The 12,221-nt window shown below is 69.2% G+C and carries 11 protein-coding genes; 6 read left to right on the top strand and 5 right to left on the bottom strand.

Annotated features, from left to right (window positions below):
- The 4 genes from HLK59_RS18360 to HLK59_RS18345 form a co-directional block, all read right to left on the bottom strand.
- On the bottom strand, nucleotides 1–1,019 hold a 1,019-nt coding region (locus HLK59_RS18360; protein ID WP_171142529.1), incomplete at its 3' end, for an ornithine cyclodeaminase family protein.
- 16 nt (nucleotides 1,020–1,035) lie between these two features.
- Nucleotides 1,036–1,935: a 4-hydroxy-tetrahydrodipicolinate synthase gene (dapA, locus tag HLK59_RS18355; protein ID WP_171142528.1), complete on the bottom strand. Its 900-nt coding sequence runs from the start codon at nucleotides 1,933–1,935 to the stop codon at nucleotides 1,036–1,038.
- 31 nt (nucleotides 1,936–1,966) lie between these two features.
- Nucleotides 1,967–3,355, bottom strand: a complete 1,389-nt coding sequence (locus tag HLK59_RS18350; protein WP_171142527.1) for an NAD(P)/FAD-dependent oxidoreductase — start codon at nucleotides 3,353–3,355, stop codon at nucleotides 1,967–1,969.
- 75 nt (nucleotides 3,356–3,430) lie between these two features.
- Nucleotides 3,431–4,810: an MFS transporter gene (locus HLK59_RS18345; protein WP_206327278.1), complete on the bottom strand. Its 1,380-nt coding sequence runs from the start codon at nucleotides 4,808–4,810 to the stop codon at nucleotides 3,431–3,433.
- A 350-nt stretch (nucleotides 4,811–5,160) separates the two neighbouring features.
- Here HLK59_RS18345 and HLK59_RS18340 point away from each other — a divergent pair, with 350 nt between their 5' ends.
- The 4 genes from HLK59_RS18340 (at nucleotide 5,161) to HLK59_RS18325 (ending at nucleotide 8,901) form a co-directional block, all read left to right on the top strand.
- Entirely contained in the window at nucleotides 5,161–5,829 is a 669-nt protein-coding gene (locus HLK59_RS18340; protein WP_171142526.1) for a GntR family transcriptional regulator, read from the top strand.
- A 372-nt stretch (nucleotides 5,830–6,201) separates the two neighbouring features.
- Complete coding sequence (locus HLK59_RS18335) at nucleotides 6,202–7,101, top strand: transporter substrate-binding domain-containing protein (protein ID WP_171142525.1); 900 nt, start codon at nucleotides 6,202–6,204, stop codon at nucleotides 7,099–7,101.
- A complete protein-coding gene (locus tag HLK59_RS18330) occupies nucleotides 7,101–8,072 on the top strand; it encodes an amino acid ABC transporter permease (protein ID WP_240982487.1) in 972 nt (323 codons plus the stop codon). Before HLK59_RS18335 ends, HLK59_RS18330 begins: the two co-directional genes overlap by 1 nt.
- 22 nt (nucleotides 8,073–8,094) lie before the next feature.
- Nucleotides 8,095–8,901, top strand: a complete 807-nt coding sequence (locus HLK59_RS18325; RefSeq protein WP_171142524.1) for an amino acid ABC transporter ATP-binding protein — start codon at nucleotides 8,095–8,097, stop codon at nucleotides 8,899–8,901.
- Between the two features lie 28 nt (nucleotides 8,902–8,929).
- Here HLK59_RS18325 and HLK59_RS18320 read toward each other — a convergent pair whose 3' ends face one another.
- The gene (locus HLK59_RS18320) at nucleotides 8,930–9,598 is read right to left on the bottom strand and encodes a GntR family transcriptional regulator (RefSeq protein WP_171142523.1); all 669 of its coding nucleotides are present in this window, start codon (nucleotides 9,596–9,598) and stop codon (nucleotides 8,930–8,932) included.
- 94 nt (nucleotides 9,599–9,692) lie between these two features.
- Here HLK59_RS18320 and glyA point away from each other — a divergent pair, with 94 nt between their 5' ends.
- Together glyA and HLK59_RS18310 are read left to right on the top strand one after the other, a co-directional pair.
- Nucleotides 9,693–10,991 carry a serine hydroxymethyltransferase gene (gene glyA, locus HLK59_RS18315; RefSeq protein WP_171142522.1) on the top strand — a complete coding sequence of 433 codons (1,299 nt, stop codon included), beginning with the start codon at nucleotides 9,693–9,695 and terminating at the stop codon, nucleotides 10,989–10,991.
- On the top strand, nucleotides 10,988–12,208 hold the full coding sequence (locus HLK59_RS18310; RefSeq protein ID WP_171142521.1) for a sarcosine oxidase subunit beta family protein: 1,221 nt from the start codon (nucleotides 10,988–10,990) through the stop codon (nucleotides 12,206–12,208). The genes glyA and HLK59_RS18310 overlap by 4 nt, the downstream gene beginning before the upstream one ends.
- Nucleotides 12,209–12,221: the final 13 nt, after the last annotated feature.

The raw sequence follows: 12,221 nt of genomic DNA, 5'->3' as shown, positions 1-12,221 counted from the left end.
CTGTACTCGGGTGCGGGTGGGCCGTGGTCGGGTGGGGTGGGGGCCGGCCAGTCGGCGCTGCGGCCGATGCCGAGTGCTTCGGCCCGCTGGTGGACGCTCCAGGCCGCTGCCGCGTCCTGGACGCCGAGGCCTGCGCTGATGTACGTCACGATGTCGTCATCGCCGCCGCGAACGGTCTCGTGGCCGGTCAGGACCCGCCCGAGTTCGAGGAGTGCCGGCTCCGCTGTGCCGGCCCGCGCCCTGTCGGCGACGATCGGACCGCAGTTCTGTCGCGCCGTCGGTGCGTGGTCGACGACGACGTGGCTGCTGGCGTCGAGGACGTCGGGGCCGATCTCGCGGCGGTGCCGGTCGAAGGATCCGATCGCGACGACCGTCGCACCGGGTCTCAACTGGTCTGCGGTGAACAGCGGTTCGGTGGCCAAGGTGGCGCAGACGACGATGTCCGCCTCGGCGATCGCGTCGTTCAGGGATTCCACCGGTTCGGCGTCGAGGCCCTGTTCGCGCAGGCGGCCGACGCAGGCGTCGAGCGAGGACCGGCGCGGCGACCACACCTCGGTCCGGTCATAGGTCCTGTCGTGCTGGAGTGCCGCGACATGCGCCTGCCCCTGTACGCCTGATCCCAGGACGAGGAGGCGGGTGGCCTCTTTCCTAGCCAGGGCCTGGACCGCGACCGCGCTGGCGGCGGCGGTGCGCAGCGTGGTGAGCGCGGTGCCGTCCATGAAGGCCAGGGGGACGCCGGTGCGGGGGTCGAGCACGACGACCACGGCGTTGACGGTCGGCCGGTCCGTGGCCGCGTTCCCAGGGTTGACGCTCCCGAACTTGCAGACGGGGCCGCTCGTGCGGTCCAGGCGGGAGGCGTAGCAGAAGACGGTGTCGGGATCGTCGGCGTGGCCGCCGAGGATCTTCTCCGGCTGCCACGCCTCTCCCCTCGCGAGTGCGATGAACGCCGTCCGTTGCGAGGCGACAGCGGTGTCGATGTCGAACACGGAACGGACGTCGTGCTCGTCGAGGAATCTCACGACGGGCGGCCTTCCGTCACCGTGACGCCGACAGCTGGGGAAGCTTCTCGATGAGAGAGGTGATCCCGGCGGTGGTGGCGGCGTCGAGGCCGAGCAGCGGCTCGCGGGGCGGGCCCACGGGGATGCCGAGCGCGTTCAGGGCGGCCTTGACCGCCGGGATGAACGGGGCGGACATGATCGCGTCCATCAGCGGATAGATCCGGGCCCATTCGGTCCGCGCCCGGTCGAGGTCGCCCTCGCGCAACGCGCGGTGGACCGAGACGAGTTCGGCAGGCATGACATTCGCGGTGCCCGCCATGACACCGGCGGCGCCCTCCGAGAGTGCCTGGAGGAGGAGGCTGTCCCAGCCGATGAAGGTGGAGATGACGTCGCCGTAGCGGTGGATCAGCTGCCCGGCCTGAGCCATGTCGGCGCTGGTGTCCTTGATGTACTGGATGTTGTCGACCTCGCGGGCGAGCTGTCCGACGGTCTCCGGGGAGAGATTGACGCCGGTGGCGCCGGGCAGGTTGTAGAGCATGATCGGAATGTCCACGGCGTCGGCGACGGTGCGCAGGTAGCGCAGGGTCTCGTCGAGCGTGAGCGGCTCGTAGTACGGGGTGACCACCATCAGGATCGATGCTCCGGCGGCCTGTGCGTGGCGGGAGAGTTCGATCGCCTCCCGGGTGCTCACCGCACCGGTCTGGGCGATGACCGGGACGCGTCCGGCCGCCTGGTCGACGACGGTCTCGACCACCTGGCGCCGTTCCGCGCCGCTCATCGCGGCGAACTCGCCCGTGGATCCGCAGGCGACGACTCCGTCGACCCCGCCGTCGACGCTGCGGTCGACCAGGCGGCGCAGTGTCTTGTCGTCGATCCGTCCGTCCGGCGCGAACGGTGAGGCGAGGGCGGTCAGCACACCGCTCAGCTGTGAGGACATTCTTGGGTCTCCTTAGGGGTGAGCAGTGGTCCTACGACGCGAGATCGACCGGCGCCAGGCCGTGCCGCGCGGTCTGCCGGTCGGTGGCCAGCAGGCTCTGGGCCTCCTGCGCCGCCGACAGGCCGGTCTGGATCGCGGTCTCGGTGTAGAGGGTGCCGAGGTAGTCGCCGGCCAGGAGGACCCGTCCGGTGCGGCGGGTCAGGGTCTGCTGGAGCCCGCCGCGGCCGGGGAAGCAGTACGGCGCGCCCGTGGGCCAGCGCTGGATCTCGGCCTCCACGACGTTTTCGGCGGAGCCGGGCAGGACCTGGTCCAGGTCGTCGAGGTAGATCCGGCGGATCTTGTCGTCGTCGTGCTCCAGCAGTTCGCGCGCCAGACTGCCCGGCGAGAAGGTCATGATGCTGCTGCCGGGCCGGCGCTCCCGCTCGTAGCCGTGCACGACGTTCGACATGTTCAGCACGACGTTGAAGGACCGCTTCGGTGTCGCGATGCCGTAGGCGTCGTCCCAGACCTGGCGTTCGGTCTCGTTGGTGAGGAACGCCGCGCTCACGTAAGGGCCGTAGACGATCTTCGACAGGGCCTCGCGGACATCGCGGTCGAGGTCGACGGCGACCCGGTGGCTGACGGTCGCGGGCGTGGCCAGGACGACGCAGCGGGCCTCGGCCTCCTTCTCCACGCCGTCCTCCCGGTAGCGGACGACGGCGGAGTCCTTCTTCTGGACGATCTCGTCGACGGTCGCGTTCAGCCGTACCCGGTCCGACAGGGCCGCGGCGATGCTCTCGGTGAGCGTGGACGGGCCGCCGAGGATGCTCTCCGAGAGGCCGGCGCCGATGTTCCACACCAGGCTGAAGTAGCCGACGCCCGCGCCGGCCGAGAGCTGGTCGATGTCGGCGGCGGAGCGGGTCACGGTGGGCTTGAACAGGGCTTCGGCGTCCTCGGGCAGGTCACCGATGAAGTCCTTGAAGGAACGGTCGTTCATGAAGTCGTAGACCCGCTGCTGGCGTTGGGCCTCGGTCTCGCCCCGTCGCCGCTGCACGATGCGGGCGTAGCGGGCCACCGACAGGGCGACCTTGGCGCCCGCCCTGACCATGCCGACGCGGGCCGACATCGGCATCGGGATGCGGAACGGGTAGCTCTCCACCCGGCCCTTGAGCAGCAGTTTGCCGTTCATGGACAGACCGGCCAGTGAGCCGGGCACCGCTATGGAGTCGACGCCGGTGTTGTTCAGCAGCCACGACGTCGCCGAGTTCCCGCCGGCGTAGACGTGTCCGCCCCAGTTGAGCCAGTACGGTCCGCGGCGTTCCGACCGGATGCGTCCGCCGACCCGTCCCTCGGATTCGAGCAGGAGCGTGTCCCGGTGCCGCAGTCGCCAGCCCGCGGCCAGCCCCGCGATACCGCCTCCCACGATCACTACGTCTTTCATCGGTACCCTCCTGCGGGTTCACGGGTGACAAGTTCGTGCACGGAAGATCCGGCCCCGACAGGCGGGGTCGGCCGGTCAGACGCCCAGGGGGCTGTCGACAGGTGTGGGGCGAGGTGTCAGTGCGGCGGCTTCGTGCAACGCCATGCCGCGTGTCTCGGGTGCCCACAGCACGGAGACGACGGCGCCGACGGCGTTGATGGCGGCGGCCGCGAGCATGGTGCCGCCGACGCCCCAGCCGGTCAGGGCCATCGGGACGAGATAGGTGCCGACGGCGGCGCCGATCCGGCTGGCGGAGGAGGCCAGGCCGACCGCGGAGCCGCGTACCTCGGTCGGGAACAGCTCGTTCGGATAGACCCACTGCAGGATCTGGGTGCCGCCGATGATGATGGCGTACAGGGCGAAGAGGGTCATGACCACGCCCGAGGGGGCGTCGGGGAAGATGCCGAGCAGCAGCAGGGCCAGGCCCGACCAGACGAAGCTGTGGATGACCAGGGGACGTCGGCCCATGCGGTTGACGCAGAGCAGGGCGATCACACAGCCGATGAGGAACATGACGGTGATCAGGGCCTCGCCGACGTTGGCCAGGTCTCCCTCCAGTCGCAGCGCGTCCAGGATCTTCGGGCCGAAGGCGTAGATGGCGAAGAGCGGAATGATGGAACACGTCCAGAAGACCGTGATGTAGAGCATCCGTCCGCCGTAGCCGGAGCGCAGGATCGCCCTGAGGTCGACGTTCTCGCGCTGCTCCGTCTCGTCCGGCAGGTCGGCGATGGTCACGTCGGGGCCGTAGACCTGCTTGAGGACGGCCTCGGCCTCCTCCGTGCGTCCCTTGTTCGCCAGCCAGCGCGGGGACTCGGGGGTGCCGAGGCGCAGCAGCACGATGACCGTGGCGGGCAGCGCGGCGCTGGCCAGCATCCACCGCCATCCGTCGTCGCCGGTCGTCAGCAGGATCTCGCCGACGATGTACGCCACGGCCGCGCCGAAGAACCACATCACGACCAGGCCGCCCAGGAGCGGTCCCCGGTGGCGGCGTGGGGTGAACTCGGCAAGCAGTGACGTGGCGATGGGGTAGTCCGCGCCGACCGCCATGCCGATCAGCAGGCGCAGGACGAACAGCCACACCGGGTCGGTGGCCCAGAACTGGGCGACGGAGCAGACGATGATGGCGATCAGGTCGATGGTGTAGAGGGCCTGCCGGCCGAACCTGTCGGTGAGCCGGCCGCCGGCGAAGGCGCCGAGGAAGATGCCGATGAGCGCGGACGCGCCGATCAGGCCCTGCGCGGAGTCGGACAGGTCGAGTTGGGGCGTGATCTGGACCATGGCGACACCGATGATGCTCAGGACGTAGCCGTCGAGGAACGGGCCCCCGGAGGAGTACAGCGCCAGCTTCTTGTGGAAGCGCGACAGGGGCGCGTCATCGAGTCGGTTTCCTGCGATCGGTCCTGTGCGAGCGGTCATCACAGCCTCCGGGAGCGGTTCCCGGACTCACCCTTCAAGGGTAGGTCCGGGCCAGGTGGGAGTTGATGTGTCTGTGTCGGTGCCGGGTGCCCGGCACCGACTCGGCCTGCGGGCCGGCGTGTCGACCAGGTGGGGAGTGTCGTCACGCGATGCCCGAGGGAGCTCCGGTCTCGCCTCGGCTGTCCGCCACCATAGGATGTGATCACAGATCACACAATGGGTCGGAGCGGAGTTCAGGTGACGTTCTCGAACACGGTGTCCCTCCGGATGGCACAGCCGGGGGTGTGCGGGACGTGAGCCTTCGTCGAACCCCTGCCGCCGACCAGGCTGTTTATGATTCAGTCGTGCGTATGTCCAAACGTGTCGAGCCGGCGCCCTCCATGACCGACCAGGTGTACGCGGTGCTGCACGAGGCGATCACCAGCGGCGAGTATCCCGCCGGCTACCGCTTGCGCATCCGCGATCTCGCCGCCGAGGTCGGCACCAGCGTGATGCCGGTCCGTGAGGCGATCCGCCGCCTGGAGGAAGCCGGCTTCGCCGAGCGCGTTCCGCACAAGGGCTCGGTGGTGAAGGGCCAGCACCTCGCCGAACTGCTCCACATCTACGACACCCGGCAGATCCTGGAGGTCGCGGCAGCGCGCCGCGGTGCCGAGCGCATCGGGGAGGCCGACGTCGCCCGCATGCGTGAGGAGTTCGAGCTGATGCGGCGCGCGATCACCGAAGGCGCCGTCGTCCCGTACCTCGACCACGACGAGGCCCTCCTCACGATCCTGTACGAGGCCGCCGGCAATCCCGTGCTCCTGAACACCATCCGCACCCTGTGGCAGCACTGCCGCGCCTACAAGATCGTCGGCGCCCGGGCCTCCCTCGACGCACGCGACGACGACGCGCTGTGGCGCTACCAGGAGCAGCTGCTCAAGGCGGCCCACGCGCACGACGCCGAGGCGGCGGCCGCCATCAACAACGAGTCACTGGCCAACGCCACCGATCGGATCAAGGCGCAGCTGGTGTCGCGATAGACGCCGCGACGGACTGAGCGGCGGCCCCGGTCACCCCGTGGCGCGGCGATGCGTGCCGGCCATGTTCAGCTCCGCTGATCACCGGTCGATTGCCGGCTTGCTACGCGTCACGACGACCCGTGCGGCCGGACGGGCGAGCGGTGCGATCGGGGTGTGATCTCCCCCGCGCTCGCTTGTCAAATTCGTTACCGGAAGCTTTTCCCAGGTCAGAGCATGTGTCACAAGTGTCGAACCAAAATTGATCTGTGATCACATCTTGTCAGGCCTCGATGAAGGTGCGAAGTTACCTGCCATCACCCAGCCCTGAAGACTTCCGGAACAGGGCCCATGTCGTGATTAATCCGCTCAGGCATTTCAGCCACAGGGAGAGTCATGAAGCGTCTACGCGATTCACGTCTGGTTCGCTTCGGGGCGATGGCCGGATCCGTCGCCCTCCTCGGGTCGACGGCGGCGTGCGGGTCGTCCGCCACCGGTTCGTCCACCACCGGTTCGTCCACGACCGCGGCGGACAACGCGTCCAAGAAGGTCGACTCGATCGCCGCCGCCACCTACCCACCCGCGGTGATCGAGCCCGCCGACGGGGCGACTCCCACCGGCTGGGACATCGAGAACGTGCGTCGGATCGCCGCGGTCCTGGGCCTGAAGGTCCAGATCAAGATCGCCCCGTTCAACGGCATCATCGCCGGACTCCAGGCGGGCCGTTACGACGCCGCGACCGGGGAGATCTACGCGACGGACGAGCGCACCGCGACCGTCACGTTCGTGACCAACCACTCGTCGAGCGACGCCCTCATGGTCCCAGCCGGCAGCGCGATAACCAGCGCCGCCACCGAGACGGACCTCTGCGGTCACACCCTGGCCGCATCGCTCGGTTCCGCGGAGGCGGCGCTGGCCGCGAAGCTCGCGGACAAGTGCGAGAGCGCCGGCAAGGACGCCATCACCGTCAAGACCTTCGACTCGCAGGCCAACGTCAACCTCGCTCTGCGAGGCGGCCGGGTCGACGCGGCGGTCAGCAGCGCGAGCCAGGTCGCCTATGTGATGAGCCAGGCCAAGAACCAGTTCAAGCTGGTCGAGCTGGACTGGGCCCCCAAGTACAAGACCGGCATGGTGCTGGCGCGCAACAGCGATACCGCACAGTTCGCCAAGGCCGTCCAGGCGGCCACCGACCACCTGATCGACAACGGTGAACTGCAGAAGATCCTCGACGAGTTCAACGCAGGACAGGGGCTGATCAAGAAGGCCGAGATCCTTCCCGCGACGGGGAGCAACTGATGAAGGCGGCCCCCGTCATGGACCCGGCACGCGTCGACCCGTCCACCACCCCGCCCTCGGAACTCGTGCCGATGCGGCATCCCGGCCGGCGCCTCGCCGCCCTGCTCGTGCTCCTCGTCGCGGCGAATCTGGGCTACTCCATGATGACCAACGCCAACTTCGAGTGGCCGGTCGTCCGGGACTACCTGTTCAACCCCGAGATCATGGCGGGCCTTCGCACCACACTGATCCTCACCGGGGTGTCCATGACCCTGGGCATCATCCTGGGCATCGTCCTGGCCGCCTGCCGGATGTCGGAGAACCGGGTCCTCTCCTCCCTCTCGGGCGCCTACCTGTGGTTCTTCCGGGGGACACCGCTCCTGGTCCAGCTGATCTTCTGGTTCAACCTCTCGGCCCTCTACCCCCGTCTGTCGCTCACCGTGCCGTTCGGCGGCCCTGAGCTCGTCGGCGCGGCCACCAACAGCGTGCTGAACCTGTGGGCCGTCGCCATCATCGGCCTGACCCTGAACGAGTCGGCCTACATGGCCGAGATCGTGCGCGGTGGCCTGCTCTCGGTGCCCAGGCACCAGAGCGAGGCGGCCATCGCGCTCGGCATGAACCGCTGGCTGACCTTCTACCGGGTGGTCCTGCCCCAGGCCCTGCGGGTGATCGTCCCGCCCACCGGCAACCAGGTCATCGGCATGCTCAAGCACTCCTCGCTGGTGAGCATCATCGCCCTCGCCGACCTGCTGTACTCGGCGCAGTTGATCTACTCACAGAACTTCCGCACGATCCCGCTGCTCGTCGTGATCTCGATCTGGTACCTGGTGTGCACCACGGTGCTGTCCTACGCCCAGAGCCACATCGAGCGTCACTACGGGCGCGGTGTCCACATCGGCGGGCAGCGGTCCGGCCAACTCGCCAAGCTCCGCTCGCTCGGCTCCCGGCTCTCGCGGCGGTCCCAGCCGAACGACAACCCGAATCCGGCGTAACGAAAGGACTGGTGAGGATCCGATGAGCGCAACGACATCCGCGCCCGACGGCACCGACACCTCGACGGCCGATCCCATCGTCCGGATCATCGACCTCCACAAGAGCTTCGGTGCGGTCGAGGTCCTCAAGGGCGTCGACCTGGAGGTGCGCCGAGGCCAGGTGGTCGTCATCCTCGGCCGCTCCGGCTCGGGCAAGAGCACCATGCTGCGCTGTGTCAACCACCTCGAACGCCCCTCACGCGGCACCGTCGTCGTGGACGGCGAGGTGATCGGCTACCGCATCAAGGGCGACAAGCTGCACGAGTTGTCGCCCTCGGCCATCGCGAGGCAGCGCACCAGGACCGGCATGGTCTTCCAGGCGTACAACCTCTTTCCGCACATGACCGTGCTGGAGAACCTCATCGAGGCACCGCGCCGCGTCAAGGGCGTCAACAAGGCCGAGGCCGTGGCCGACGCGATGCAGGCGCTGGAGGAGGTGGGTATGGCCCACAAGTCCGACGTCTACCCCAGCACCCTCTCGGGCGGCCAGCAGCAGCGCGTGGCGATCGCGCGGGCGCTGGTCATGAAGCCCAGCGTCATGCTCTTCGACGAGCCGACCTCGGCCCTGGACCCCGAACTGGTCGGCGAGGTACTGAACGTGATGAAGCGGCTGGCGACCAGCGGCATGACGATGATGGTCGTCACCCATGAGATCGGGTTCGCCCGTGGCGTCGCCGACGAGGTGGTCTTCATGTCCGAGGGCCGGCTCGTCGAGAAGGGCCCGCCGTCCCAGGTCATCGACGCCCCCGTGCACGAGTCGACGCGCACCTTCATCGACAGCATCCTCTGACCCCTCCCCCCAGCTGAGGCGGGGGAATTCAGATGGCGGCGCGAATGGCGCGCTCGAAGCCCTCGACATGGTCGCGGGCGAGCTGTGCCGCCTTGTCGGCGTCACCCGCGACGATCGCCTCGATCAGCGGTCCGTGCTCGTCGACGTGGCCCGCCATGTCGGACAGCCGGTCGACGAACAGACACCAGATGCGGGTGGCCAGGTTGTCGTGGCGGACGAGGGTGTCCTCCAGGTACGGGTTGTGCGTGGCGGCGTAGACGGCGCGGTGGACCTGGAGATCCAGGCGCATGAGTTCGGCGGCGTCGGGCCGGCGGGAGTCCGCGGGCTCCAGCTGCCGTCGCAGTGCCGTCAGGGCCGCCCGGTCGGCGGCCGTGGCCCGCCGTGCCGCCTGGGACGCGGCCAGGGGTTCCAGTTCCTGGCGCACCTCGGAGATATGGGCCAGGTCGGTGATGTTGACGTCGGTGGCGAAGGTCCCGCGTCGCGGGTAGGCCGTGATGAGGCGCTCGTACTGAAGCCGCTTGAGTGCCTCACGCACCGGAGTACGGCCGACGCCGAGGGACTGTGCCAGTTGCTCCTCGTTGATCGGCGCGCCCGGGCGGATCTCGAGCATGACGAGCCGGTCGCGGATGGCCCGGTAGGCGCGTTCCGCCAGCGAGACCTCCTCGCCGGTCACGGGCTCGGTCGCCACGTTCCGCATAGGGCCCCCTTGACCTGTCCTGCAAGCTCGCATACTTTACCGCAGACGCTGATATATCAGTTGCTCACCAGTTGGCTCTCAGGATGGTGCACAGATGGCAACGCCCTCGTCGACCAGCACGTTCACCCGCCTCTCCGCTCCGCTCAGCGAGCTCGACCCCCAGGTCGCCGCCGCGGTGGCAGCCGAGCTGCACCGCCAGCGGTCGACCCTCGAGATGATCGCCTCGGAGAACTTCGCCCCGGCCGCGGTCATGGAGGCCCAGGGCTCGGTCCTGACCAACAAGTACGCCGAGGGCTACCCGGGCCGCCGCTACTACGGCGGCTGCGAACACGTGGACGTCGTCGAGCAGCTGGCCATCGACCGGGTGAAGGAGCTGTTCGGCGCCGAGGCCGCGAACGTGCAGCCGCACTCGGGCGCCCAGGCCAACGCGGCCGCGATGTTCGCACTGCTGGAGCCCGGCGACACGATCCTCGGCCTCGACCTGGCGCACGGCGGGCACCTCACCCACGGCATGCGCGTCAACTACTCCGGTAGGCTGTACGACGTCGTGCCCTACCACGTGCGCGAGTCCGACCTGCGGATCGACATGGACGAGGTCGAACAGCTCGCCCTCGCCCACCGGCCCAAGATGATCGTCGCCGGCTGGTCGGCGTATCCCCGCCGCCTGGACTTCGCGGCGTTCCGGCGGATCGCCGACGCGGTGGGCGCTTACCTGATGGTGGACATGGCGCACTTCGCCGGGCTGGTGGCCGCGGGCCTGCACCCGAACCCGGTGCCGTACGCCGACGTCGTCACCACCACCACGCACAAGACTCTCGGCGGTCCGCGCGGCGGAGTCGTCCTCAGCCGTGCGGGCCTGGCCAAGAAGATCAACTCCGCGGTCTTCCCGGGCCAGCAGGGCGGCCCGCTGGAGCATGTCATCGCGGCGAAGGCGGTGGCCTTCAAGGTGGCGGCGGGCGAGGAGTTCAGGGAGCGCCAGCGGCGCACCCTGGACGGCGCCCGCATCCTGGCCGGCCGGCTGCTGTCCGACGATGTGGCCGAAGCCGGGATCACCGTGCTGACCGGCGGCACCGAAGTCCACCTGGTCCTCGTCGACCTGCGGAACTCCGCGCTCGACGGGAAGCAGGCCGAGGACCGGCTGCACCGCGTCGGCATCACCGTCAACCGCAACGCGGTGCCGTTCGACCCGCGCCCGCCGATGGTCTCCTCGGGCCTGCGGATCGGCACCCCGGCCCTGGCCGCACGAGGCTTCGGGACACCGGAGTTCCGGCAGGTCGCCGACATCATCGCCGAGGCCCTCAAGGGCGAGCCCGACGACGAACTGCGCGCCCGGGTCGAGAAGCTCGCCGCCGCGTTCCCCCTCTACCCCCACCTGAACGGAGACGCGGCATGACCAGCACGCCGCTGCCGGAGCACCCGGACTTCCTGTGGCGCAACCCCGACCCGCGCTCCTCGTACGACGTCGTCATCGTCGGCGCGGGCGGACACGGCCTGGCCACCGCCTACTACCTCGCCAAGAACCACGGCATCACCAAGGTCGCCGTCCTGGAGAAGGGCTGGCTGGCCGGCGGCAACATGGCCCGCAACACCACGATCATCCGCTCCAACTACCTGTGGGACGAGAGCGCGGCGATCTACGAACACGCGCTCAAGCTGTGGGAGCGCCTCCCGGAGGAACTGGACTACGACTTCCTGTTCAGCCAGCGCGGCGTCCTCAACCTCGCGCACACCCTCCAGGACGTCCGCGAGGGCATGCGCCGCGTGGGCGCCAACCGCCTCAACGGGGTCGACGCGGAGTGGCTGGAGCCGGACGAGGTCGCCAAGGTCTGCCCCATCCTCAACGTCTCCTCCCGCACCCGCTATCCGGTCCTGGGCGGCACCTTCCAGCCGCGGGCCGGCATCGCCAAGCACGACCACGTCGCCTGGGCACTGGCCCGCCGCGCCGACGAGCTGGGCGTGGACCTGATCCAGGGCTGCGAGGTCACCGGTTTCCTCAGGGACGGCGACCGGGTCGTGGGAGTGGAGACCAACCGCGGCCGGATCCACGCCGGTTCGGTGGGGCTCGCGGCGGCCGGGCACAGCAGTGTGCTGGCCGAGCGGGCGGGCGTACGGCTGCCGGTGCAGTCGCATCCGCTCCAGGCACTGGTCTCCGAACTGCACGAGCCGGTGCACCCCACCGTCGTCATGTCGAACCACGTGCACGTCTACGTCTCCCAGGCCCACAAGGGCGAGCTGGTGATGGGCGCGGGCGTCGACTCCTACAACGGCTACGGTCAGCGCGGTTCCTTTCACGTGATCGAGCAGCAGATGGCCGCCGCCGTCGAACTGTTCCCGATCTTCGCGCGGGCGCACGTGCTGCGCACCTGGGGCGGCATCGTCGACGTCAGCCCGGACGCCTCGCCGATCATCGGCAGCACGCCCGTCGAGAACCTCTACGTCAACTGCGGCTGGGGAACCGGCGGTTTCAAGGCCACCCCGGCGGCCGGCTGGACCTTCGCGCACACCATCGCGACCGGTGAGCCGCATCCACTCAACGCCCCCTTCGCCCTCGACCGCTTCCGGACGGGCGCCCTGATCGACGAACACGGCGCCGCGGCCGTGGCCCACTGAGGCATCGAGGAGA

Origin of the sequence: Streptomyces sp. S3(2020), from assembly GCF_013044505.1 — a bacterium.
In the GTDB taxonomy this organism is placed as follows: Bacteria; Actinomycetota; Actinomycetes; order Streptomycetales; family Streptomycetaceae; genus Streptomyces.
This window is presented reverse-complemented; position numbering and strand designations above follow the sequence as displayed.

What these genes read in the sequence shown, in the direction of transcription:
- dapA (WP_171142528.1), bottom strand. Translation starts at nt 1,935, where the DNA reads ATGTCCTCACAGCTGAGCGGTGTGCTGACCGCCCTCGCCTCACCGTTC.
- HLK59_RS18350 (WP_171142527.1), bottom strand. Translation starts at nt 3,355, where the DNA reads ATGAAAGACGTAGTGATCGTGGGAGGCGGTATCGCGGGGCTGGCCGCG.
- HLK59_RS18345 (WP_206327278.1), bottom strand. Translation starts at nt 4,810, where the DNA reads ATGACCGCTCGCACAGGACCGATCGCAGGAAACCGACTCGATGACGCG.
- HLK59_RS18340 (WP_171142526.1), top strand. Translation starts at nt 5,161, where the DNA reads ATGTCCAAACGTGTCGAGCCGGCGCCCTCCATGACCGACCAGGTGTAC.
- HLK59_RS18335 (WP_171142525.1), top strand. Translation starts at nt 6,202, where the DNA reads ATGAAGCGTCTACGCGATTCACGTCTGGTTCGCTTCGGGGCGATGGCC.
- HLK59_RS18330 (WP_240982487.1), top strand. Translation starts at nt 7,101, where the DNA reads ATGAAGGCGGCCCCCGTCATGGACCCGGCACGCGTCGACCCGTCCACC.
- HLK59_RS18325 (WP_171142524.1), top strand. Translation starts at nt 8,095, where the DNA reads ATGAGCGCAACGACATCCGCGCCCGACGGCACCGACACCTCGACGGCC.
- HLK59_RS18320 (WP_171142523.1), bottom strand. Translation starts at nt 9,598, where the DNA reads ATGCGGAACGTGGCGACCGAGCCCGTGACCGGCGAGGAGGTCTCGCTG.
- glyA (WP_171142522.1), top strand. Translation starts at nt 9,693, where the DNA reads ATGGCAACGCCCTCGTCGACCAGCACGTTCACCCGCCTCTCCGCTCCG.
- HLK59_RS18310 (WP_171142521.1), top strand. Translation starts at nt 10,988, where the DNA reads ATGACCAGCACGCCGCTGCCGGAGCACCCGGACTTCCTGTGGCGCAAC.